Annotated in this window: 30 protein-coding genes; 13 read left to right on the forward strand and 17 right to left on the reverse strand. The window is 63.0% G+C overall.

The window, feature by feature from the left end; translation table 11 throughout:
• Positions 1-37: 37 nt before the first annotated feature.
• On the forward strand, positions 38-334 hold the full coding sequence (locus ACJRPG_RS05015) for an autorepressor SdpR family transcription factor (RefSeq protein WP_407998942.1): 297 nt from the start codon (positions 38-40) through the stop codon (positions 332-334).
• Complete coding sequence (locus tag ACJRPG_RS05020) at positions 331-714, forward strand: hypothetical protein (protein WP_407998943.1); 384 nt, start codon at positions 331-333, stop codon at positions 712-714. The genes ACJRPG_RS05015 and ACJRPG_RS05020 overlap by 4 nt, the downstream gene beginning before the upstream one ends.
• Here ACJRPG_RS05020 and ACJRPG_RS05025 read toward each other — a convergent pair.
• From ACJRPG_RS05025 to ACJRPG_RS05040, 4 genes are all read right to left on the reverse strand, one after another.
• Positions 707-1,546, reverse strand: a complete 840-nt coding sequence (locus ACJRPG_RS05025) for a polysaccharide deacetylase family protein (RefSeq protein WP_407998944.1) — start codon at positions 1,544-1,546, stop codon at positions 707-709. The two genes, ACJRPG_RS05020 and ACJRPG_RS05025, sit on opposite strands and share 8 nt — an antisense overlap.
• 262 nt (positions 1,547-1,808) lie before the next feature.
• The gene (locus tag ACJRPG_RS05030) at positions 1,809-1,991 is read right to left on the reverse strand and encodes a hypothetical protein (RefSeq protein ID WP_407998945.1); all 183 of its coding nucleotides are present in this window, start codon (positions 1,989-1,991) and stop codon (positions 1,809-1,811) included.
• 84 nt (positions 1,992-2,075) lie between these two features.
• Positions 2,076-2,459, reverse strand: a complete 384-nt coding sequence (locus ACJRPG_RS05035) for a hypothetical protein (protein ID WP_407998946.1) — start codon at positions 2,457-2,459, stop codon at positions 2,076-2,078.
• Position 2,460: 1 nt separating this feature from the next.
• Positions 2,461-2,811, reverse strand: coding sequence for a hypothetical protein (locus ACJRPG_RS05040; RefSeq protein ID WP_407998947.1), 351 nt, complete (start codon positions 2,809-2,811; stop codon positions 2,461-2,463).
• A gap of 35 nt (positions 2,812-2,846) precedes the next feature.
• Between ACJRPG_RS05040 and ACJRPG_RS05045 the strand changes: the two genes are divergently transcribed.
• Both ACJRPG_RS05045 and ACJRPG_RS05050 read left to right on the forward strand, forming a co-directional pair.
• Entirely contained in the window at positions 2,847-3,251 is a 405-nt protein-coding gene (locus ACJRPG_RS05045) for a hypothetical protein (protein ID WP_407998948.1), read from the forward strand.
• Positions 3,252-3,367: 116 nt separating this feature from the next.
• The gene (locus tag ACJRPG_RS05050; RefSeq protein WP_407998949.1) at positions 3,368-3,934 is read left to right on the forward strand and encodes a hypothetical protein; all 567 of its coding nucleotides are present in this window, start codon (positions 3,368-3,370) and stop codon (positions 3,932-3,934) included.
• On the opposite strand, the gene ACJRPG_RS05055 is transcribed toward ACJRPG_RS05050, so the two are convergent.
• Positions 3,931-4,944, reverse strand: a complete 1,014-nt coding sequence (locus ACJRPG_RS05055; protein ID WP_407998950.1) for a zinc-binding alcohol dehydrogenase family protein — start codon at positions 4,942-4,944, stop codon at positions 3,931-3,933. The genes ACJRPG_RS05050 and ACJRPG_RS05055 overlap by 4 nt on opposite strands.
• A 97-nt stretch (positions 4,945-5,041) precedes the next feature.
• Here ACJRPG_RS05055 and ACJRPG_RS05060 point away from each other — a divergent pair, with 97 nt between their 5' ends.
• On the forward strand, positions 5,042-5,938 hold the full coding sequence (locus ACJRPG_RS05060) for a LysR family transcriptional regulator (RefSeq protein ID WP_445322655.1): 897 nt from the start codon (positions 5,042-5,044) through the stop codon (positions 5,936-5,938).
• A 17-nt stretch (positions 5,939-5,955) separates the two neighbouring features.
• Here ACJRPG_RS05060 and ACJRPG_RS05065 read toward each other — a convergent pair whose 3' ends face one another.
• Entirely contained in the window at positions 5,956-6,180 is a 225-nt protein-coding gene (locus ACJRPG_RS05065) for a hypothetical protein (RefSeq protein ID WP_407998951.1), read from the reverse strand.
• A gap of 137 nt (positions 6,181-6,317) precedes the next feature.
• Here ACJRPG_RS05065 and ACJRPG_RS05070 point away from each other — a divergent pair, with 137 nt between their 5' ends.
• Genes ACJRPG_RS05070 through ACJRPG_RS05080 form a run of 3 tightly spaced genes read left to right on the forward strand, consistent with a single transcriptional unit; the run spans position 6,318 to position 8,757 of the window.
• Positions 6,318-7,034, forward strand: a complete 717-nt coding sequence (locus ACJRPG_RS05070; RefSeq protein WP_407998952.1) for a phosphatase PAP2 family protein — start codon at positions 6,318-6,320, stop codon at positions 7,032-7,034.
• A complete protein-coding gene (locus ACJRPG_RS05075; protein WP_407998953.1) occupies positions 7,035-7,928 on the forward strand; it encodes a diacylglycerol/lipid kinase family protein in 894 nt (297 codons plus the stop codon). It abuts the gene before it with no gap.
• Between the two features lie 13 nt (positions 7,929-7,941).
• A complete protein-coding gene (locus ACJRPG_RS05080) occupies positions 7,942-8,757 on the forward strand; it encodes a metallophosphoesterase family protein (RefSeq protein ID WP_407999380.1) in 816 nt (271 codons plus the stop codon).
• Here ACJRPG_RS05080 and ACJRPG_RS05085 read toward each other — a convergent pair.
• From ACJRPG_RS05085 to ACJRPG_RS05095, 3 genes are all read right to left on the reverse strand, one after another.
• A complete protein-coding gene (locus ACJRPG_RS05085; RefSeq protein WP_407998954.1) occupies positions 8,754-9,482 on the reverse strand; it encodes a hypothetical protein in 729 nt (242 codons plus the stop codon). The genes ACJRPG_RS05080 and ACJRPG_RS05085 overlap by 4 nt on opposite strands.
• A gap of 45 nt (positions 9,483-9,527) precedes the next feature.
• Positions 9,528-10,916, reverse strand: coding sequence for a cardiolipin synthase (cls, locus tag ACJRPG_RS05090; protein WP_407998955.1), 1,389 nt, complete (start codon positions 10,914-10,916; stop codon positions 9,528-9,530).
• Positions 10,917-10,988: 72 nt separating this feature from the next.
• Positions 10,989-12,290: an acetyl-CoA hydrolase/transferase family protein gene (locus ACJRPG_RS05095; RefSeq protein ID WP_407998956.1), complete on the reverse strand. Its 1,302-nt coding sequence runs from the start codon at positions 12,288-12,290 to the stop codon at positions 10,989-10,991.
• A gap of 191 nt (positions 12,291-12,481) precedes the next feature.
• Between ACJRPG_RS05095 and ACJRPG_RS05100 the strand changes: the two genes are divergently transcribed.
• Together ACJRPG_RS05100 and ACJRPG_RS05105 are read left to right on the forward strand one after the other, a co-directional pair.
• Entirely contained in the window at positions 12,482-13,552 is a 1,071-nt protein-coding gene (locus ACJRPG_RS05100) for a porin (RefSeq protein WP_407998957.1), read from the forward strand.
• 60 nt (positions 13,553-13,612) lie between these two features.
• Positions 13,613-14,449: a branched-chain amino acid aminotransferase gene (locus tag ACJRPG_RS05105; protein WP_407998958.1), complete on the forward strand. Its 837-nt coding sequence runs from the start codon at positions 13,613-13,615 to the stop codon at positions 14,447-14,449.
• Here ACJRPG_RS05105 and ACJRPG_RS05110 read toward each other — a convergent pair whose 3' ends face one another.
• The 5 genes from ACJRPG_RS05110 to ACJRPG_RS05130 form a co-directional block, all read right to left on the reverse strand.
• Positions 14,450-14,992, reverse strand: a complete 543-nt coding sequence (locus tag ACJRPG_RS05110; protein ID WP_407998959.1) for a DUF3617 domain-containing protein — start codon at positions 14,990-14,992, stop codon at positions 14,450-14,452.
• A gap of 9 nt (positions 14,993-15,001) precedes the next feature.
• The gene (locus ACJRPG_RS05115) at positions 15,002-15,682 is read right to left on the reverse strand and encodes a YiaD family glycine zipper/OmpA-like lipoprotein (protein WP_407998960.1); all 681 of its coding nucleotides are present in this window, start codon (positions 15,680-15,682) and stop codon (positions 15,002-15,004) included.
• Positions 15,683-15,768: 86 nt separating this feature from the next.
• On the reverse strand, positions 15,769-15,915 hold the full coding sequence (locus tag ACJRPG_RS05120; RefSeq protein ID WP_145879099.1) for a lmo0937 family membrane protein: 147 nt from the start codon (positions 15,913-15,915) through the stop codon (positions 15,769-15,771).
• 127 nt (positions 15,916-16,042) lie between these two features.
• A complete protein-coding gene (locus ACJRPG_RS05125) occupies positions 16,043-16,252 on the reverse strand; it encodes a hypothetical protein (protein ID WP_407998961.1) in 210 nt (69 codons plus the stop codon).
• 166 nt (positions 16,253-16,418) lie between these two features.
• Positions 16,419-17,072 (reverse strand): outer membrane lipoprotein, encoded by a 654-nt coding sequence (locus ACJRPG_RS05130; protein WP_407998962.1) that lies wholly within the window; start codon positions 17,070-17,072, stop codon positions 16,419-16,421.
• A 165-nt stretch (positions 17,073-17,237) separates the two neighbouring features.
• Here ACJRPG_RS05130 and ACJRPG_RS05135 point away from each other — a divergent pair, with 165 nt between their 5' ends.
• Entirely contained in the window at positions 17,238-17,957 is a 720-nt protein-coding gene (locus ACJRPG_RS05135; protein WP_407998963.1) for a Crp/Fnr family transcriptional regulator, read from the forward strand.
• Between the two features lie 86 nt (positions 17,958-18,043).
• Here the strand turns inward: ACJRPG_RS05135 and ACJRPG_RS05140 are convergent, their stop codons facing one another.
• From ACJRPG_RS05140 to ACJRPG_RS05150, 3 genes are all read right to left on the reverse strand, one after another.
• Positions 18,044-18,265: a YMGG-like glycine zipper-containing protein gene (locus tag ACJRPG_RS05140; RefSeq protein ID WP_407998964.1), complete on the reverse strand. Its 222-nt coding sequence runs from the start codon at positions 18,263-18,265 to the stop codon at positions 18,044-18,046.
• A 29-nt stretch (positions 18,266-18,294) separates the two neighbouring features.
• Entirely contained in the window at positions 18,295-18,603 is a 309-nt protein-coding gene (locus ACJRPG_RS05145; protein ID WP_407998965.1) for a BON domain-containing protein, read from the reverse strand.
• A gap of 95 nt (positions 18,604-18,698) precedes the next feature.
• Positions 18,699-20,741 (reverse strand): AsmA family protein, encoded by a 2,043-nt coding sequence (locus ACJRPG_RS05150; RefSeq protein ID WP_407998966.1) that lies wholly within the window; start codon positions 20,739-20,741, stop codon positions 18,699-18,701.
• A gap of 189 nt (positions 20,742-20,930) precedes the next feature.
• Here ACJRPG_RS05150 and ACJRPG_RS05155 point away from each other — a divergent pair, with 189 nt between their 5' ends.
• Both ACJRPG_RS05155 and ACJRPG_RS05160 read left to right on the forward strand, forming a co-directional pair.
• The gene (locus ACJRPG_RS05155; protein WP_407998967.1) at positions 20,931-21,317 is read left to right on the forward strand and encodes a DUF4398 domain-containing protein; all 387 of its coding nucleotides are present in this window, start codon (positions 20,931-20,933) and stop codon (positions 21,315-21,317) included.
• An 18-nt stretch (positions 21,318-21,335) separates the two neighbouring features.
• A complete protein-coding gene (locus ACJRPG_RS05160) occupies positions 21,336-22,229 on the forward strand; it encodes an OmpA family protein (protein WP_407998968.1) in 894 nt (297 codons plus the stop codon).
• Positions 22,230-22,254: the final 25 nt, after the last annotated feature.

Here is a 22,254-nt window from a genome sequence, read left to right on the forward strand (position 1 = left end):
CCTTGACACATTTCGATGGTTAGCTAATTATCACATCATGAGCCAGGTATTCAAAGCCCTTTCCGATCCGACCCGCCGCCGGGTGCTGCAGCTCCTGCGCAAGGGGCCGCTAAGCGCCGGGGAGCTCAGTGCGCAGTTCAATGTATCGAAGCCGACCATGTCGGCCCATTTTGCAGTATTGAAAGAAGCCGACCTGGTGCATGTCGAGAAGGCTGGAAAGTCCCTCATCTATCACCTGAAGCTCTCGGTGCTTGAAGAAGCGCTGCTGGGCTTTGTCCACTCGTTTGGGCCGGCCGCCGAGGCGGCGGAACCAGGAAAGGAGATTGCGCGATGAACAAGGAAGTGGCGGGAAGCCTGGCCTGGGGCGTTGGCATTCTTGTGCTTGCCTTGTGCGCCAGCCTCGCACGCAAGCTGGGGTATCTGGACAGTGAAACCGTGACGCGCCTCGTCATCGGCGCGAACGGCCTCATGATCGCCTGGTGGGGCAACCGCATGCCCAAGGCTTTCGTTCCGAACGCCGCGGCACGCCAGCTCAGGCGGGTTGCCGGCTGGTCGCTGGTGCTGAGCGGACTCGTCTACTCAGGCATGTGGGCGTTTGCTCCGCTTGCCCTGGCGGTGCCGGTCGGTTGCGGGGCGGTGGCGGCAGGCATCCTCGTAACCTTCGCCTATGGCTTCGGGCTGCGATCCGGCCACGCGAAAAACCGGCTTACGTAAAGCCGAGGGCCTGCGCGGCGGGCACAAGCGGCGCTCGAAGCGGGCCACTCTCGTGCACCGGCAGATGGAAGAGTTCGGAAGGCTTCGCCCAGCGTACACAGGGGTAGCTGCTTGTCAAGGCGAGCAGTTCGTCGAGGAATTGCCAGCCGTCGCCATCCATCACCAGATGATGGCTTAGCAGCCCCACCGCGGGCAGCGTGTCTTTGCCTTTGCGCTGGCGCCCGAGATAGTGGCTGAGCTGAGCTGCAATCCAGTCCGGGGCCTGGAGGCTGGGAGTGGCTGTCCAGCGCATCAGGTCCACATGGGTGTTGGTTTCCACCATGCCTGCCGGCAGCTTGATCTTCCCCATGCTGACGTGGCGCGACATCCCGGCATAGCTGGTGGCCGCCATGCTGTCTGGCGCCAAGTTGTTCCAGGGTGGGACGAAAACATTGATGTAGCGCTCACCGAACAGCTCGCCCATGCGGCGCGCGCCCTTCAGCATGTCGTGCCGGATGGCTGCGCTGCTGCGCGCGGGGCCGAACTCGCTTTTCCTGTTCTCGGGCTGCTCGTGGTTCTGATGCCGCCAGCCATGCTGGGCAAACTGGAAATGGTGCACGGCCATGGTGTCCTTGCCCAGCGTGGGCGCCGCCTGTCCGGGGATAACAGCCAGCAGTGCCGGCACGTCATGCTTTTCAACGAGAGCCCGCAGCCGGTTGAACTGCGGGGTAATCGCCGCCAGATCGTCGTCGCGCAGCCAGAGCTGGCAAGTTCGGCCTGCGGCATCCCAGCGGTTCAATTCCTTGCGTAAGGCCACAAACTTGTCAGTGCGTTTGAAGAGATTGAGCCACATGGACACTCCAGTCAGGGTGAATTGTTGAGCACTGGAAGGCAGCTTACAGATGAGCAGCAGAGGGCTGGCGCACGATTGCATGCGTCGCGCGAGACTATTTGTGTGGTAGTTTCCGCGCTACTGCTGGGCTGAGGTCATCGTAGGACCCTGGTGCGCCCGTACATTGACGCTGCTGGAGGGAGGAGCGGATTGCGGGGAGTGGGATGGAGTGCCGGATGTCTGTGCGCGGCCGTTGTCATCAGGCGTCGGCCGCGCACGAAGCTTAGTGGCGGCGGTCGTTAGGACTGGACAGCACGCGTTTGATGACCTGCGGCTTGATGCGATGGCGGGTGAGGAAGCGGTGCGCGTCCTTCAGGCCGGTGCTGCCCTGGATGGCGAGGGCGCGGTTGATCAGCAGCTCAGTGAGCACGTCGCTGCGCGAGTAGGCTTTTTTAATCTGGAACATGATGGACCTCCTTTGCAAGAAGCATAACGTGCTACCCATGCGCACGGTGTGCGCTGGGTAACAGTTCAGCTGCATTTGCCGGGGTCAGTCGCGGCAGTAGCGCTTGCCGTCCCGCCTGATGCAGTCGCGCCGTTTACGCGGACGGTCGTGCTCATCCTCGTTGTCGGCGGCTACGGCTGCCACCACCAGCGCGCTGGCGACGACGGCCAGGCCGATCTCCGCTTCCTTCTGCTGCACGATCTGGCCGCAGGCAGCCGGGCTGATGCGGCGGTCCAGCAGCTCGGAGTTCAGGTCGCTCACGAAGCGGCGGTCGGTAGCCGCTTCCTCGCCCTGCAGCGCCTTGCAGATTTCATAGTTGCTGGCCGCCTGGGGATTGGCGTGGAAGTCCGCGCGGCTGACGGCGCAGCCCGTCAGGGCAGCGGCAATGGCGAGCAGGGCGGCAGTACGGGCGTGCAGGACAGAGCGCATTTTATTGTTTAAGGGCAGTTGGGGTACTGTCAATAACGCGCTGGAGTTCTTCTCCGCTGACAATATGTTGCTTGCCATCGCGTTCAACTTTCTTGCGCGGGATGAGACTGCCGGTTGGCGTATAGCTGTCATCCTTGAAGGCCACTTCGGTGGATCCTTCAGGACCGGCGCAGCCGGCGAGCACGGTAAAGGCGGAAATGGACAAAATATGTTTTATGTAGGACATGGATTCCGATTTGTTTGTTAAAAAAAGGAAAACGCACGATACCATGCTGCCACTCGGCAAGTTCAGCGAATTTGTAAGTTTTATAAAGGCAATGCTGTGCGGCGATTTCCGGCGATCCGCTAGCATGAAGCTTCGATAACATTGAAGCTACGGAGGCATTCATGCGTAACGATAACCAGCAGCGCGCGGACCAGCCGCCCATCCACACCCACCTGCCGGACCAGGTGCCGAAGCAGGACGAAAAGAAAATCGTCGGCGAGCAGGTGCCGCAGGGCGCCGACTACAATTCACCGCCGCCGGATGGCGCGGCCAAATCCATGGGAACGGGACTGGATGATGTGGGCGGCGCCATGGGCGAGCCGGCGGGAGCGCGTTCCGAGGGCCTGCTGCCGGCGGGCGATGGCAGCGGCGAAGACGGCCGCTTTAACGTCGCTGAGGAAATCAGCGCCGACCAGCAGTCCGACCAGGCGCGCAAGGTCGGCAGCATCGAGGAAACCAGCGCCGGGCCGCACGGCGACAAGTTGCAGGATGCGATTGCCCGCTCCGTCGGCAAGAAGGAGCAGTAAAAACAGCGCCGGGTTTAAGCTGGCTCAAACGCGGACAGGCACTGCCGGTGGGCGAACTACCTATACTGGAATGATCGTGCGGTGCGTCGCACCGCCGCCCATTCGGGGAGGTCGCCATGCGTCAGGATCCGGTCATCGCAGGGCTCAGTGGCTTGCTGCAGAAGTACAGGCAGACGGAGGAATGGCTGCGGCGCGCCGGCTTGCCGGCGGTGCTGGCGCGCCTGCCGCTGTCGCTGATTTGCCTGAACTATTGCGGCATGCTGTTCGGGAAAACGCTGCGCCTGGCGCGCATTGCCACCCGCATCCACCGCTGGCTGCTGACGGTGGAGCGCCTGTCGCAAAGCGAGAAGGCGCGCACCGAGATGATCGATCTCGACGGCGGCATGCGCGACGATATCGAAGCCACCAAGCGCACCATCGAGTCGCTGCGCGATCTCTGCCTCGGCGTGGCGCAGCTGTTTGCCTCGGTAGGCCATCGCTCGCGGCTGCTGGACAAGGTGCAGCAGATGTTCACCGGCGTCGTGGATGACTGCTGCGATACCGCCACCCGGCTGCAGCAGGCGCTGGCCGAGCACGACCAGCGCGCCTTGTCCCTGCTGCGCCAGATGCAGGCCGAACAGCAGGCGGCCGATGCCAGCGAGGCGGCGCACGCCGCGCGCGCCGCCCTGCAAACGGCCTCTTAGAAGCCTTCCAGCACGATCTTGCCCTTGGCGCGGTTGCTCTCGATGAGGGCGTGCGCGCGCTTCAGGTTGGCGGCATTGATCGCGCCGAAGCGCTCGCCCACCGTCGTCACCAGCACGCCGGTATCCACCAGCCTGGCTACATCGTTCAGCAGCGCGTGCTGCTGCTGCATATCGCTGGTGCTGAACATCGAGCGGGTGAACATGAACTCCCAGTGCAGGGATACGCTCTTGCGCTTCAGCTTGCGCACATCGATGGCATCCGGATCGTCGATCAGCGCCAGTTTGCCTTGCGGCGCAATCAGCTCGGCCAGGGCATTGAAATGGGTGTCGGTCTGGTTCAGGCTGGCGACGTAATTCACCGGCGGCAGGCCGAGGCGGCGGATTTCTTCATCCAGCGGTTTGCTGTGGTCGATCACGTGATGGGCGCCCAACTGCTTCACCCATTCCGCCGTGTCCGGCCGCGAAGCCGTGCCGATCACGGTGAGGCCGGTCAGCTGGCGCGCCAGCTGGACCAGGATGGAACCCACGCCGCCTGCGGCGCCCGTCACCAGCAGCGATTTGCCGTGCACGCTCTTGTCGCGGCTGACTTCCAGCCGCTCGAACAGCAGCTCCCAGGCCGTGATGGCCGTCAGCGGCAGGGCGGCCGCCTTCGCGAAGTCCAGTTTCTGCGGCTTGTGGCCCACGATGCGCTCGTCCACCAGATGCAGTTCGCTATTGGTGCCGGGACGGTTCAGGTCGCCCGCGTACCAGACTTCATCGCCCGGTTTGAACAGGGTGACGTCGGGGCCCACGGCCTTGACGATGCCGGCGGCATCCCAGCCCAGCACCTTGGCCTGGCCGTCGGCCGGGCTGACGAAGCGGCGGATCTTGGTGTCCACCGGATTGACCGAAATGGCTTTGACCTCGACCAGCAGATCACGGCCCGTTGCGGCGGGCGCAGGCAATTCGATATCGAGCAGCGCGTCCGGATGGTCGATCGGCAGCGAGCTGCGGTAGGCAATGGCTTTCATGTGCTTTCCTTTGAGGGTTGGATGGAGCGATCATCCGCCAAACCACTATCTGGAAAAAGACTAAAATTGCCGAAACACTTTCATGGAAATGACGATAATGCTGCGCACGGACGATCTGGACGTTTTCATCGCCACTGCCGACCAGGGCAGCCTGTCGGCCGCGGCCCGGAGGCTGGAAATTTCACCGGCACTGGCCAGCGCGGCCCTGCGCCGCCTGGAAGAGGCACTGGGCCTGCGGCTGTTTGCGCGCACCACGCGCTCGCTCCGGCTGACGGAGGAGGGCGAGCGCTACCTGAAACACGCGCGGGAAGCGCTGCGCCTGCTGAAGGAAGGCCATGCCTCGGTGCGCCAGCAGCACGATACGCCGGGCGGCACGCTGAAGATTTCGATGCCGTCGGATTCCGGGCGCAACGTCTTCCTGAGCTGGCTGGACAAATTCCAGGCCCAGTACCCGCGTGTGAGCCTGCAGATCAGCTGCAGCGACCGGCTGGCCGACCTGTACCGGCAGCCGGTGGATATCGCGCTGCGCTACGGGAAGCAGGAGGATTCGAGCATGATCGCCATGCCGGTTGCGCCGCAAAACCGGCGCGTGCTGGTGGCATCGAAGGAATACATCAGCCACCACGGCAAGCCCGCCACGCTGGACGAACTGCCGCAGCATAACTGCCTGCGTTTCATGATCGATGAAGTGACTTACGACCGCTGGACTTTCACGCCGGCGGACAGCGGGCCGGTAACCGTTGCGGTGACGGGAAACCGCTGTGCCGACGATGCCGACCTGGTGCGGCGCTGGGCCGTTGCAGGGCAGGGCATCGCCTACAAGTCACGCCTGGACGTGACCGCCGACCTTCAGGCCGGCCGCTTGCAGGTGCTGCTGCCAGATATCGCGGGTGAAGAGGTGCCGCTCTATCTGCTGTGCATGCACCGCATGCAGGTCACGCCCACCGTGATCGCCTTGCGCGACTTCCTGCGCGCGGAATACGAACGGATGTGAAAAACTGCACAGATGAATCAGTGTGCTTTCGACAAGATCAGTAACCAGCGGCTGAACAGCAGGATCTCGATATGGCCGGGCTGCACGCCGGTATCGCATTCGATGATGGGATTGACGGCGTAGAAGCGCTTGCGAAAATCACGGCAAACCAGCATTTCGCGTTTGCCGAAGCGGACTAAAAAGGACATGGGAGCGTACTCGAGGCCAAAGCGGGAGCCGAAACCAGGGGTGATAGTTGCCATGATCATTCCTTCTGAGCGGTTAACGATGAGTGTTCTGTGCTGCAATGGAATACAGCTTAGCACAACTACTGTACAAAAACACAGGACTGTATGAAAAATCAGGTTTTTTTATCAATCGTTGTTTTTGCGTCAAACCGATGAGCCGCATCGCTTACAGCAAGATCCTGCGCTTCCTGGAGGCGCGCCTGACCCCCGGCGGGGCGCTGGGCCTGCACCTGACGGCCGGTGTGGCGCTGCTGCTGGCCGCCGTGTCCGTGTTCGCCGAAATCGCCGAGGACGTGGGCGAGCAGGACACCATCTGGCACATCGACCACGCCGTGTCGCGCTGGTTTTATGAACACGCTTTCGAGCCGCTGACCAGCTTCATGCTGGGCCTTACGCACCTGCACAGCACGATCGGCGTGAGCTGCATGGGCGTGGCGCTGGCCATCTGGTTCTGGCGCAAGCAGGCGCCTTACTGGCTGCTGGCGCTGGTGATCTCGCTGCCCGGCGGCATGCTGATGAACGTGCTGCTCAAACATGCCTACCAGCGGCAGCGGCCGGTGTTCGATGAGCCCTTGCTGACGCTCGCCACCTACAGCTTCCCCAGCGGGCACACGGCGGGGGCGACCCTGTTCTACGGCCTGCTGGCCAGCTATATCGTGGTGGTGAGCAGCAGCTGGCGCGTGCGCCTGTGGGCGATGTGCGGCGCGGCGCTGATGGTGGGGCTGGTGGCGCTGAGCCGCATCTATCTGGGCGTGCACTTCCTCAGCGACACGCTGGCAGCGATCGCGGGCAGTGCGGCGTGGCTGGCGGTGTGCATCACTTCCGTTTCGTCGCTGCGGCGGCGCCGTGCGGCGCGCGAGGACCAATAGATGCGCGAGATCGCCGTCATCATCAATGCCGGGGCGGGACTGGGGCATGACAGCTCGCTGGTAAATGAGCTGCAGCGCAAGTTCGGCGCCGCCGGCCTGGCGCCGCGCATCACGCTGGCGCACAGCGGCGATGAGATGATCGAGGCGGCGCGGCAGGCGCTGGCGGACGGCATCCGCCTCGTCGCGGCCGGCGGCGGCGATGGCACCATCAACTGCGTGGCCTCGGTGCTGGTCGATAGCGGCGCCACCTTCGGTGTGCTGCCGATGGGCACGCTGAACCATTTCGCGAAGGATCTCGGCATTCCGCTGGCGCTGGATGAGGCGGTCGCCACGATCGCACATGGGGTGCCGGCGCAAGTGGATGTGGGCGAGGTCAATGGCCGCATCTTCCTGAATAATTCCAGCCTGGGGCTGTATCCGGACATCGTGCGCGACCGAGAACGGCAGCAGCGGCGGCTGGGGCGGGGCAAGTGGCTGGCGTTCTGCTGGGCGGTGTTGGCCGCCTTGCGCCGCTTTCCCTTCCTGAGCGTGCGCCTGCTCGTGAACGGGGAAGCGCATGCGCGGCGCACGCCCTTTGTTTTCATCGGCAATAACGAATACCTGATGGAGGGATTCAATATCGGCGAGCGTGCGCAGTTGAGCAGCGGCCAGCTGAGCCTGTATGTGGCGCAGCGGCCCACGCGGCTCGGGCTGGTGCGGCTCGCCATGCACGCTTTACTGGGGCGCCTGAAACAGGCGCGCGATTTCGATGTGCTCTTGTCGCAGGAACTGGAAATCCATACACGGCATGAGCGCTTGCGGGTGGCAACGGATGGGGAGGTGACCACGATGTCACCGCCGTTGCGCTACCGCTCGCGCCGGGCAGCCTTGACGGTGCTGGTGCCACAACCATAATAAGGAGAAGATGATGCGAACCGTCGTGCATTTGTCCGATATCCATTTCGGACGGGTCGACTACAAGCTGCTTGAACCATTGAAGGAAGTGGTGTTCGGTGTGCAGCCGGACGTGGTGGTGGTCTCCGGCGATCTCACGCAGCGCGCGCGCAGTGCGCAGTTCAGGGAGGCGAAGGCCTGGCTGGATACCTTGCCGCAGCCGCAGATCATCGTGCCCGGCAATCACGATATTCCGCTGTATAACGTGGCCGCGCGCTTCCTCACGCCGCTGGACAAGTACCGCAAATACATAACGCCCGACCTGGCGCCGGAATACATCGACGAGGAGATTGCGGTGATGGGCCTCAATACGGCGCGTTCGCTGACCTTCAAGGACGGCCGCGTCAACAAGGAGCAGATCGGGCGCCTGCACGACCGCCTTGCTGGCCTCGGCAAGGATCTGACGCGCATCGTGGTGACGCACCATCCCTTCGACCTGCCTGAAAACTCGGATGAGGACGACCTGGTGGACCGGGCGCCGATGGCGATGGAAGCCTTTTCCCGCTGCGGCGTGGACCTGCTGCTGGCGGGGCACCTGCACGCGAGCCATTCGGCCAGCAGCGCCAGGCGCTACAAGATCAGCGGCTATGCGGCGCTGGTGGTGCAGGCCGGTACTGCCACATCCACACGCGGGCGGGGTGAGCAGAATTCCTTCAATGTGCTGAAAATCGATAGGGACGAGATCGAGGTGGTGCGCTACAGCTGGTCCGACGAGGCGGGCGCGTTCAAAATCGCCAACTCCGAACTGTTCCGCCGCACGGGGAATACCTGGGAGTCGTCAGTCGACTAGTAGAGGTTCGCAAGGCGCCCCAGCAGCGCGAGCACACCTGCCCCGAACGCGGTCAGCAGGCCGAGCAGGTAGTGCATTTCACGGGTACGGTCTGCGCTGAGGGCATCGCGCCATTTTTCAGATTTGGAGTCGATCAGGGTTTGCCACTTTGCGTTGTCATCATCTCGCGCAACCCGCCATTTTTCGTTATCGGCATCCCGTGTAGTCCGCCATTTTTCGTTGTCTGCTTCTCGTTCAACCCGCCATTTGTTGTTGTCCGCCTCACGTGCAGCCTGCCATTTGTCGTTGTCTTCCTTGCGGGCGGCAAGCCATTTGTCGTTGTCTTCCTTGCGGGCGGCGAGCCATTTCTCGTTCATTTCCTTGAAAGCGGCCTGCCATGCACTGTTGTCTGCTTTCCGTTCAGCCTGCCATTTCTCATCGCGGGTCTCCAGCGCAGCCTGCCATTTCTCGTCGCGGGCTTTGAGTTCGGCGCGCCATTGCTGGTTGTCGTGCTCACGGAGCGAGCGCCATTCGCGGCTGTGTTCTTCGATGAGCATGCGCAGGGACTGGAATTCCGCCGCCTGCTGGCGGAAGTTGGCTTCGGTGCGTTGCTCGAAGCGGTCCAGGCGGGTGATGACTTCTTCCACGACGACCTCCAGCCGCGTGACGCGCGCGGTGATGCGGGGATGATCATCCCCACGCGGTTCGCTGTCAAGCGGAGGCAAGTGGTCGGCCAGAATGGCCAATTGTCCGCGCCGGGCAGCACCGAAGTTTGAGGCAGCTCAATCGTGCTAGAGCCAGTAGTCCCAGAAGCGGGCCATGAATTCCTTGGCGCGGACCACGAAGCCGCGGTGCTTCCAGGCGTCCAGCGTCATCTCGTTCGAGTTGCGCAGGTCTTCGCGGAAGGCGTTCTCCATTTCGAGGCCGAAGGCATCGCCCATCACGATCACGTTCACCTCCGCATTGTGCAGGAAGCTGCGGGTATCGATATTGGTCGAGCCCACGGTCGACCAAACGCCATCGATCACCACCGTCTTCGCGTGCAGCACGGAGAGCTTCAGTTCGTAGATCTTCACGCCGGCCTCCAGCAGCGGTGTATAAAAAGCGCGGCCCGCATGGAACACCAGGCCGCTGTCCGACACGCTGGGCAGCACCAGCTTCACATCGACGCCGCGTTTCGCCGCATCGATCAGCGCCTGCAGGGTCTGGTCGTCCGGCACGAAATAGGCGCAGGTGATGTGGATGGACTTCTTCGCCTGCTGGATCGCCAGCAGCAGCGCCTTGTAGATCTCGAACTTGCCGCCAGGCTCGCTGCCCAGCACGCGCACCACCTTGTCGCCCGCAATGATCGGGTTCGGGAAGTACTCCGCTTCGCGCAGGTCTTCCGCATCCTGCGCCGTCCAGTGCTGGATGAACAGCCACTGCATGGCCTGCACCGCCGGGCCCTCGATCTTCACATGCGTATCTCGCCAGCCCACATCGTCCTTGTCGCGCGGACGGGACTTGGAGCGGAAGGGCGAGCTCTTGGCATAGGTGTCGCTGATATTGATGCCGCCCGTGAAACCGACGCGCCCGTCCACAATCAGCATCTTGCGGTGATCGCGGTTGTTCACTTTCCAGCCATTGCCGCGCACCTTGGCCGGGTTCACGGGATTGTAGGCAATCAGACGCACGCCGCCCTGGCGCATGCGGTCGAAGAATTCCTGCGGCACGCCGATGGTGCCCACGCTGTCATAAATCACGTTGACGGTCACGCCTTGCTTCTGCTTCTGGATCAGCAGGTCGGCAAACTTCTCGCCCAGTTCATCCTGGTCGAAGATATAGGTTTCGAAGTTAATATGGTTCTTTGCGGCGGCGATAGCTTTCATCATCTCCGCCATCGTGGCGGGGCCGTCGAACAGCAGCTTGACCGTGTTGCCTGCGATGAGGGGAACGCCGGTTGCCGCATCTTCCAGCGCCGCCTGCGCCTTGAGGTCCAGCGTATTCCTGGCCCAGCGTTTCTTCAGCAGCGCATTGGCGCGGCTTTCCGGCAGCACGCCATTGGCGGACTTGATGACCGGCGTATCCGCCGCAACTGCCTTCGCCTTGTCGGGATCGACCGCCGGAAGCTGGGCGCAGGCCACCACCGTCCATCCCATCAGGAGGGCTGCGATCCAGTGTCGTGCGGTGCTGTGCTTCATATTTTCTCCTGGCAGGCCTGTTGAGACCAGTCTAACCCTCAGGAAAAAATCTGAATGTACGCCAGCGAACGCTCAGCAGAGCTGTATTTTCGCGGCGGCCGCGCGCAGTTCGCCGCGGAAATCGGGATGGGCGATACTGATCAGGGCCTCGGCCCGCTGCTTCGCCGACTTGCCGCGCAGCTGGGCTACGCCGTACTCGGTAACAACATAGTTGATGTCGTTCTTGCCCGTGGTGACATGGGTGCCGGGCGTCAGCGTAGGCACAATGCGCGAGATGGCGCCATCCTTGGCGGTGGACGGCAGCACGATAAAGGCCTTGCCGCCGCGCGAACGGTTGGCGGCGCGCACAAAGTCCACCTGGCCGCCGGTGCCGGAATAGGGCAGGTGGCCAATGCTCTCGGAACCGCACTGTCCCAGCAGGTCCACCTGCAGGCTGGCGTTGATGGCCACCAGCTTGTCGTTCTGCCCCGCGATGTAGGGATCGTTGCTGAAATCCACCGGATGCATTTCCAGCATCGCGTTGTGGTGCATGAAGTCATACAGGCGCTTCGAACCGAGCGCAAACGTCGCCACCATTTTCCCCGGCAGGAAGTTCTTGCGCCGGTTTGTCACCACACCGGCTTCCACCAGTGTCAGGATGCCGTCCCCGATCATTTCGGTGTGGATGCCGAGATCGTGCTTGTTCGTCAACTGCTGCACCACAGCATCGGGAATGCCGCCGTAGCCGATCTGCAGCGTCGATCCGTCCTCGATCATGTCCGCCACATATTTCCCGATCGCTTCCTGCACCGGGCCGATGGCTGGCAGGCCGACTTCCAGCACGGGATCGCTGCTTTCCACCAGCGCCGTCACCTGGGAAATGTGAATGTGGCACTGGCCATGCGCGAAAGGCACATTGGGATTCACTTCCAGCACGATGGCGCGCGCTTTCTTCACGGCCGCCATCGTGTAATCGGCGCCGAGGCTGAGCGCGAACCAGCCGTGTTCGTTCATCGGCGACGCCATCGAGAACACCACGTCCGAAGCGATCTGCCCGCGCTCGATCAGGGCCGGAATCTCGGAGAAATAGGAGGGAATGAAATCGGCCCAGCCGGCCTGGCCGGCGGCACGCGAGGCGCCGCCGAAGAACAGCGCCACATGGCGCACATGCGCCGTGGTATCGCAGTCGAAATAGCCGTATTTGCGCATGGCCAGGATCTGCGCCACCTTGATATCGAGAAACTGGCGGCGCTGTTCGGAGAGTGCATGCAGCAGGGCAGGCGGTTCGCCCGCGCCCGTGGGAACAATGATGAAATCGCCATCTTTCAGGTGCTGCAGCGCGTCAGCTGCGCTCTGGCGTTTGCTCTCGTACAGGGAGCGGGCAGATTGTCTCATGGACCGGCCTTTCATGGACGTGGTAATTCACTATACCGCGCTTGAGCAAAAAGCTTGCGTTTTTTGTTGGCCTGCGCACAGAATGAAAGCAAGAGCAAGCACTAAACTGCTACCAAGCTTTGGGGGAAAAGCAAGCAAGGTGGCATAGCCGAGCCAATCGGTGTATTGTTGACTTGACCTTAGAGAGCATCATGAAGACCCCGATGATCGCGCTCATCTGCCTCAGTCCCTTGGCAGTGTGGGCCCAAAGCAGCTCCACCCAGATTTATGGCGTTCTGGATGCCGGCGTCGTGTCAGAACATAACTGCACGGGCCCTTGCCCCAGCACCAAAGTCTCTCCCGGCGTGTCCACTGGCTCCGTGCTTGGCGTGACCGGCCGCGAAAACCTCGGCAACGAGGTGTCCGCCGTGTACCGGCTGGAAGCCGGCATCCGCAACGACACCGGCCAGAGCGACGAGAACCGCCTGTTCGGCAGCCAGGTCTATGTGGGCCTGGACAGCCGCTGGGGCGTGCTCACGCTGGGCCGCCAGTACAACCTGCAGTACGAAGCCCTGGCCGAGGTGGCCGATCCCTTCCACGGCGGCACCACCGGCACCGCCGACAACCTGATCGGCAATGGCTACAAGCGCTACGACAACACCATCAAGTACCGCTCGCGCCCCTTCCACGGGCTGACCGGTTCGGCCATTTACAGTTTCGGCGAATCGACCTTCAGCAGTTCGCGCAACCGCGGCTATGGCGCCATGATCGGCTACGAGCGTGGCATCGTGAACCTGCGCATTGCGCACCAGCGCAAGAACAACTTCCTGGAAGCGGCAGGGTCCACGGCGCCGGTCGATCTCTCGGCCCGCAATACGCTGATCGCGGCGAATGCGAACCTGGGGCCGGCGACCGTGTATGCAGCGTATGGCGTCAACCGCGGCGTGGGCAGCTCGCCATGGGACCAGAACAATCCGATCGGCGCCCTGGTGCTGTCCTCGCCGTCGACCCGCAGCCGCGATGAACTGGTGGGCATCTCCGTCCCGCGCGGGAATGCCACCTTCATGGTCTCCTATATCCGCAAGGACGACCGCACGCTGGCCAACCAGGATGCGAACCAGCTTGCTGTCGGCATGACGTATGCAATGTCGAAACGCACTGCCGTCTACGCCTCGTATGCGAAGATCCGCGCCGAGAACAACGCGCCTTACACCGTCGGCACCTATACCGACCGCGGGCGCGGCCGCAGCGGCATCAGCATGGGATTGCGCCACGCCTTCTGACAGGCCATGCCGCCTGTGCTAAATTGTGAGGCTTACTCAACAATTCAGCAGGATGGCGGCATGTACCTCACTTACTTCAACGGCGCCTGGAGCGACGGCAATACTCCCATCTTCGGTGCGATGGACCACAGCGTCTGGCTGGGTTCCTCGGTGTTCGACGGCGCGCGCTCGGTGCGCGGCCGCATGCCGGACTTGCGCCCGCACCTGGAACGCGTGATCCGTTCCGCGGCCAGCCTGGGCATGCAATGCCCGCTGACCGTGGATGAAATGGAAGCGCTGGTGCGCGAAGGCGTGGCACGCTTCCCGGCCGACGCCGAGCTGTATATCCGCCCGCTGGTATTTGCCACCGAGGGCCTGCTGATCCCCGTGCCGGAAAAGAGCGGCTTCGCATTGACGCTGTTCGATGCGCCGATGCCGCCGTTCACCGGCTTCAGCGCCTGCCTGTCGCAGCTGCGCCGTCCGACGGCGCTGATGGCGCCGACCGACGCCAAGGCCTCGTCGCTGTATGCGAACACCTCGCGCGCGCTGCGCGACGCGAAGGAACGCGGCTACGACAACGCGGTGGTGTGCGACAGCGAGGGCAATGTGGCCGAATTCGCGTCCGCCAACCTGTTCCTGGTGACGCCGCAAGGCGAAGTGGTAACGCCTGCACTGAACGGCACCTTCCTGGCGGGGATTACGCGGGCGCGCGTGATCGCGCTGCTGAAGGAGGCGGGCATCACGGTGGTGGAACGTACCGTGATGCCGCAGGAGCTGGAAACGGCGGTGGAGATCTTCAATACCGGCAACTACGGCAAGGTCACGCCCTGCGTGAACTACGAAGGCCGCGCGCTGGCGGTAGGCCCGGTGGCCACCAAAGCGCGCGACCTTTACTTCGCCTTCATGGAAGCGAACTGATTACTGCACCTTGCCCACGGCGCCGCAATCGGCGCTGAGCCAGCGGCCGCTGCCTTCCACCGTCATGTTCTGCGGCTGGCCGCCGGCTGCGCTGTTCACATTCATGCGCATCGAGTAGCCGGTGTTCCCGTTGAAGATCACCTGGCCGTTGCCGCTGGACGCGGGCTTGCTGCATTTGAAGGCCACGTTCATGCCGCCCGGGACGGGCGTGCGGGTGGACGTGCAGTTGCCCGGCTGGCCGGACGGCAGCTCATTCCGGTCCGCCATCTCCTGCGTCATGCAGTACTTCACGGCCACGCCGCCGCCCTTGGCCAGCCCCATGCTGACGCCGTTCTTCGCCATCATGTCTTCCACCATCTTGCGCTGCTCGGGCGGCATATTGGCCATCTGCTGCTGCGCCATCGCCAGCGCCTGCATGGTCTCGGGATTGGCCGAGGCCACTTTGGTTTCCATCTCCCACAGGCCGGGCTTCATGGATTGCGCGGAGGCGGGCAGGGCGGCTAGCAGGCCGCCGGCGCACAGCATGGACAGGAACAGTTTCATACAGTCTCCTTAGCCGCCGCGCGGTGCAGGTTCCGCGACGAAGATTTCGACGCGGCGGTTGCGGGCGCGGCCAGTATTGTCATCGTTGGACGCGATCGGCTCGCGCTCGCCGCGGCCTTCCACCACGATGCGGGTCGGCGACACGCCGCGCGTAGCCAGATAGTCGCGCGTATGCGAGGCACGGTCAACCGAGAGCGACTGGTTGTGCTGCTCGCTGCCGGTGCTGTCGGTGTGACCGATGATGGTTACGCTGGCGGCGGGATTGTCCTGCAGCGTGCTGGCAAAGCGGTCCAGGATGGGGCGGAAGTTGGACTTGATGTCGGCGCGGTCGGTATCGAAGGAGATATCGCTGGGGATCTCCAGGCGCAGGCGGTTGTCGCCGGTCTGGCTCACCTGCACGCCGGTGCCGCGCGTGGCCTGTTCCATGGCCTGCTTCTGGTTCTCCATGCGCTTGGACCAGATATTGCCGACCACGGCGCCCGCCGCCGCGCCCAGCACGGCGCCGGTCGCCGTGCGGCCGCCACCGCCGCCGCTGGTGCTGGCGCCGAGGATCGCGCCCAGGCCGGCGCCAATGCCGGCGCCGGTGGCGGTGCCGCGCTGCGTGCTATCCATATTCGCGCATCCCGTTGCGCCGACAGTCATGGCCAGCGCCACGGCGCCAGCTGCTGCCCGGTTCAGTATCGTCGTCATGGTGTGTCTCCTTCTCAGATAAGGACAGACCCTGATTGTCTCGCAACAATCAGGGCCTGTCGTGGAATGTTACTTTGGATCGTGCGCTAGACGCCGCGTCCGCTGATCAGGCGCAGCAGGATCATGATGATCGCGACGACCAGCAGAATGTGGATGAAGCCGCCGATGGTATAGGAAGTCACCAGGCCCAGCAGCCATAGAATAATCAGTACTACCGCAATTGTATAAAGCATGATTGTGTCCTCTCATTCTTAGGGTTGAATGGCCGGCGATAAAAAACGGCGCCGTCATGGAATCCATTATCGGCGCCGCCCCTCATACCTTCTGTACGCTGACGTACAGTTCAGACAACGTTTGCATTCAATCATGTTTTTCCGCCAGCCGCGGCACCCAGCCCAGCATGCCGAGCAGGCCGGTAATGCCGAACAGGCCGATCAGCAGGCCGCCCGTCAGCAGCAGCATTACGGTAATTTCCGGCGAAGAGGTCTCGCCCGATTCCAGCGCTGCATAGCCGATACGGGCCAGCAGCAGCCCTGCCGCAATGATCCAACCCCAAAGTACCCTGTTCATTCTTGTTCTCCTCTTCACAAACCGTTTCCGCTTTGTGCGACAGCGTGAATTCATTGTCCGGCGGCATCGATCACGCACTCTGTTCGGCATCACACATAGCGAAAAAAAGCCCTGTGGCACGCCACAGGGCTTGTATGGGGAGAAAGTAATCTGTTGTGTTTTCGGCTTAGCGTGCGCGCAATTGACCGTTCACAATACGCACCCGGTCGCCTTCCTGCCAATTGGCCGACGTGGTGTGAATAGTGCGGGTTGCGCCATTGTTCATGCGCACCGTGACGTCATAGCTCTTGGTGGCTTTCATATTGCCTTCCACCTGGTTGCCGACCACGGCGCCGCCGATCGCACCGGCAATGGTGGCCAGGTCCTTGCCATGGCCGCCGCCCACCTGGTTGCCCAGCAGGCCGCCCACGACAGCGCCGCCCGCGGCGCCAACGCCGCTGCCGGAAGCGCGCTGCGTAATCACGCGCACGTTCTCGACCACGCCGCAGTTCTTGCAGACCGGCGCGGGCGCAGCGGCGCGCACAGGTTCAGGTTCCGGCGCCGGCTGGGGACGTGGCGCCGCAACGCCTGCGGCCGCACCGAGCGCTGCGCCGCCGACGGCGGCGTTCGCGGCGTACTGGCTATCGTTGACCGCGGCCGATGGCGGCGGGTAGGCAGGTTCCGCAGGGACCGCCGCAACCGGCGTGGTGTCGGCGCTGCCGATGGAAGAGGGCAGCCAGCCCATAACAGCGGCAATGCCCACGGTGCAGAACAGGATCACCGCGATGGCGGCGATTAGCAGTACTGGATGGGTGTTCTTGTGAGTGACTGGATTGTCCATGATTGTTCCCTTCGTGTGAATGCTGCGCAAAGCGTGCAGCGGGTGGAAGCATTGTCCTGCGGCACCGCTTCTCGTTCCGTGCGTCACCGTACATACATGGGTAATGAGAGTCGTTACGCTCGGCTTACCATGTGAAACGCGCCGAACTGACAGGCCTTATTGCTGATGAACCTGAACTTCGACACCGTGCAAAGCAGTCCCTCCCGGCCCCAGACCGCCAGCAACCGTTTGCTCGCGAGCCTGCCCGCCGAGGACCTGCAGCATCTCGAATCGCTGTGCGAGACGGTCGAGGCGGAGGTGGGGGACCTGCTGTTCGAACCTGGCGAGACGGTCCGTTTCGTCTACTTCCCCGTGGATGCACTGATCTCGCTGCTGGCGGTGGCCGAAGGGCGCATGACGCTCGAAGTGGGGTCGGTGGGACGCGAGGGCATGATCGGCGCCTCCGTGGCGCTGGGGCATGAGCAGGCGCAGGTGCGCGCCGTGGTGCAGCGCGCGGGCCGCATGCTGCGCATGGGCGCCAGCGACTTCTGCGCGGAGTTCAGCCGCAATGAAGCCTTGCAGCACCTGCTGCACCGCTATACCGACACCTTGCTGGCACAGGCCATCCAGATCGCAGTGTGCAGCCGTTTCCACGTGCTGGAAGCACGGCTGGCACGCTCGCTGCTGATTACGCGTGACCGCCTGCAGTCGGAGAAATTCCACCTCACCCACGAGTTCCTCGCACATGCGCTGGGCGTGCGGCGCGTCGGCGTCACCAAGGCCGCCAGCGCGCTGCAGAACCAGAAGCTGATTACCTACAGCCGCGGCAACATCGAGATCCTCGATTCCGCCGGCCTGGAAGCCGTATCCTGCCGCTGCTACGAGCTGGTAAAAGACAACAGCTAAGAAATTGGGGACAGACCCGGATTATGCGTTTCGTATAATCCGGGTCTGTCCCCAATTTTAAAAGGGGCCCTGAGGCCCCTTTGCGCTTAGCGGCGTGGCTTGTCGACCTGGTTGCCGATCACGCCGCCGACGGCTGCGCCGCCCACGGTGCCCAGTGCCGAGCCGCCGGACAGGGCGGAACCTGCTACTGCGCCAACGCCGGCGCCGATGGCGGTGTTACGGTCCTGGGTGGACATGCCGGAGCAGGCGCTCAGGCCCAGCACGGCAGCAACGATGGAAGCACGGCCTACGATCTGTTTGATATTCATGATGATCTCCTTGGATGATTGTGAAGAGCTTATTTCACCTGCATGTCGTTCCTGACAACCTTCACGCCAGTGATACTGCGCGCTGCAGCCACTGCCGTGTCGATTTCCTCTTGCGAAGGCGCGAACCCGCTCAGGCGCACTTCGCCGCTATACGTTTCCACCATCACGTCGCCAGGGTTCAGGCCCTTTTGATTCGCCAGGGCGGCACGCACGTTGTTGGTCAGCGTTACATCGTCCGTCGAGGCCACAACCGGCGCCGGTTCGGGCGTTGCGCAGCCCACCAGGGCAGCCAGTGCAAGCCCGGACAGGACGGCTGGCAGAGAAGTCAGTTGCTTCATGTTGCGCTCCTTGTTTGAACACGCTTCCATCATAGGCAGCAGGGCAGATACGTTCTGTTCGCCATCGCACCCAGTAACGCTTTGTTACTTTGGTATTACTTTTTCATCTTTTTGCCGGGCGGCGGCGCCTTCGGTTTTTCGCTTGCCACAGCCAGCAGCTTGCCGCAATCGGCGCCGCCGCCGCCGCCGCTGACAAGCGGCGCCAGCGCGGCCACCGGGGCCGCCAGCGTGGCCAGTGCAATGGCACCGCCGGCGCGCATGGCAAGCACACCCTTGTCGACGTCCACATCGGGCTTCTTGAAGGTGCCGCGCACATAGATGGGCGCGCGCAGCGAGATGATGCGCAGGCCCTTGCTCTCGGGTTTCAAGGTCAGGTCCATGCGTTCGTTGGCCAGGCTCAGGCCGCCCGTCACGTAGACCGTGGCGTCAGTGGTGTCGGCGACGAAGAGCCGCGTCTGCGCCACGCCGTTGGTGACGACGAAATCGCCCGCCAGGCAGTTCAGCTGCACCGGCTTGTCGCCAACCAGTTTGGTAACGATGATGTTGCCCACGTTGAGGCCCATCTGCTCCAGCAGCAGCTTGCTGATGGTGCCGTCGTTGATCAGCGTTTTCAGCTCGCCGTTCGAAGAGGCCAGCAGCGTGGCGACGGAATTGCCGGTGGCGGTCAGCTTGGTTTCGGCATTAATCTCGCCCACCGTGGCCTGCATTTGCGGCAGGTTGGGGAAGAGTTCCTTCAGCTTGATGTGGCGGCCCGTCGCATCCAGTTGCGCCGCGATCGCGTTTTTCACCTTGCGCCCGCTGCCATCCAGCTGCACCGTCGATTTCAGGTTCCCGCCCGCGAAGTCGAAATTCAGCGGGGTCAGCTTCAGCACGCCGTCGTTCAGGTGGAACTCGGTGTACAGGTTGCTGATGGGGAGCTGCTTGGTGCGCGTGATGCGGTCGGCCTTGAAGCTGACGTCGGCGTCGATGGCGGTCCAGCGTTCGGTCTTGAAGGTCTCCACCGGCAGCACTTTGTTTGCGGGCTGCACCGCCTCCACGCCGCGTTTCTCCTTGCTCTCGTTGGAATCGGCGCCGATCAGCGGGCCGAGGTCGGAGAACTGCAACAGCTTGGAGCGCACCGAGCCCGTGAGATGGCTGCGCGGTTCCCTGATCTCGTAAGTCAGCTTGCCGCCGATATCGCTGCTGCCCACACGGCCCGTGAAGTTCTCGTAGCTCCATTTGCCGCCTTCCTTGGCCAGCGTGCCGACCAGGTGGCCCGAGGTGGAGAAGGGGGGCGTTTCCGGCAGCACCAGGTTGGTGATCGGGTACAGGCGCGCCATGGAGGCGCCGCTGACTTTTACCATCATGTCCACCGCCGCCAGCTGGATAGGCCTGGTGAGCGTGCCTTCGGCCGCCACGTTGACCAGGCCGAGCTTCACATCGGCCAGGATGGGGAAGGGCAGGTCCTCGTCCTGCAGCGAGAGCACGGCGCCGGTCTTGCCGCCGCCGCCGATGCTGGCCTTATGCCAGGTGCCGGACAGCTTCCACTGCACGCCGTATTTCGGATCGTTGTCCAGCGTATCGACCTTCGCGGTGGCGTCGATCTTCTGCACCGCATCCACCAGCTTGATCTCGCCTTCGCTGAATACGATGCGCTGCAGGTCCAGTTCCCATGGCGATTTCTTTTCCTTCTTCTTGAAGGTCCAGTTATTGCGGCCGTCATCGATGCGCCGCAGGTAGACCTGCGGCGAATCGAAGCGCAGCTCGGGAATCGAGATCTGGTGGTGCAGCAGGCCGAAAGGATTGAGCGAGAAAGCGAAGGCTTTCACCTTGGCCATATCGGCCGGCATCTCCAGTTTGGCATCCGATGCCATCGCCGCCGGGTTGCCGATGTGGACGTCCTGCGCCACCAGGTGCGGCCATGGGATGTAGTCGCGCCAGCTGCGGTCCTGGGCCGGCTTGGGCTGCTTCTCCCAGGTCAGCGACAGGTTGCCGCGGATTTCGAAGGGGCGTTCGATAGCCTCGCTGGTCTTCTGGTTGAGCCAGGGCTTGGCTTTGTTCCAGTCATAGTTGAGCAGCACGATGAGGGCAATGGCCGGGATGGCGATCACCGTGCCGCCGACGGCAAGGGCGATCCTGGTGCGGCGTGGCATGGACATGGCGGTCCTCTCGTATGAATACAAATAAGCCTGCAGGCTACACCAATTGAACGGCAGGCAATGTGCGGTCGCGCACCGTGAGGCAGAGCAGCGGCACGCTTGTCCGCATATGTGCGGTTCCGCACTGATTCGCCGGGGCTGCGCAGCTATAACGTCAATACCATCACACGAATATTGAGGAGAAGAATAATGAAACCTCGTTTCACTCTGGCTGTATCCGCTGCGTTGGCGCTGTCCGTACTGGGCGGATGCGCAAGCGAAAAAGTTCCTGCAACGGCAGACGTGGCCGTATCACGCAACGCTGTCGAGAATGCGACTGCCGCCGGTGCGGCGGAGCTGGCGCCGGCGGAAATGGCGTCCGCACGCGAGAAGATGCTGCGCGCGAACCAGGCGCTGGCTGCGAAGGACTATGACACCGCACGCGACCTGGCTGCCCAGGCCCAGGCCGATGCCAAGCTGGCGCAAAGCAAGGCCAGTTCGGAGAAGGCCACGGCCGCCGCCAATACGCTGCAGGAAGATATCCGCGTTCTGCGCGAAGAGCTGGACCGCGCCAACAGCAATCTGACCACCAAATAATAAGGGAAGGACACCATCATGAAAAAAATGATCTTCAAGCCTGCCCTGCTGGCACTGGCCATCGCCGTTTCCGCCTGCAGCTCCGTGCCGACCACCACCAGCACGCTGGAACAGGCGCGCAGCGACTTCGCGGCGGCCCAGAATAATCCCGCCGTAGGCCAGTATGCGGCGATGGAACTGAAGGCGGCGACCGATGCGCTGAATGCGGCGAATACCGCAGCGGCCGAAAAGGAAAGCCTGGAAAAGATCGACCAGCTGGCCTATATCGCCAAGCAGAAGGTAGCGACGGCGCAGGAAGTGGCGCGCGCAAAACAGGCCGAAGCCGATATCGCGAAGGCCGGCCAGCAGCGCGACCAGATCCGCCTGGAAGCCCGTACCGCTGAAGCGGAAGCTGCGAAGCGCGCCGCCGAACAGGCGCAGGCCGAAGCCCAGGCGGCGCAGAACCAGGCGGCCAATGCGGAGGCGCAAAAGCGCAACGCGGAAAACGCTGCCGCCATTCTCGCCGCCCAACTGGCCGAGCTGCACGCCAAGCAAACGGAACGCGGCATGGTGGTGACGCTGGGCGACGTGCTGTTCAACGTGGACCAGGCGGTGCTGACTTCGCAGGGCATGTCCACCGTGCAGAAGCTGGGCCAGATCCTGACCGACAATCCGGACCGCAATGTGCTGATCGAAGGCTTCACCGACAGCACCGGCTCCACCGCGCACAACCTCGAACTGTCGCAGCGCCGCGCCGAATCGGTGCGCAATGCGCTGATGCAGATGGGGATCGCCAGCAACCGCGTGCAGACGCGCGGCTATGGCGAAGCCTACCCCGTGGCGAGCAATGCTACCGCCGGCGACCGCCAGCTGAACCGCCGTGTCGAGATTGTGCTCGGCGAAGCAGGCGCACCGGTGCAGGCACGCCGCTAAATTAGTTTTAAACGCAAAGAAGGAA

The sequence above is a fragment of the Pseudoduganella rhizocola genome, from assembly GCF_045984285.3.
Classification (GTDB): domain Bacteria; phylum Pseudomonadota; class Gammaproteobacteria; order Burkholderiales; family Burkholderiaceae_D; genus Rugamonas.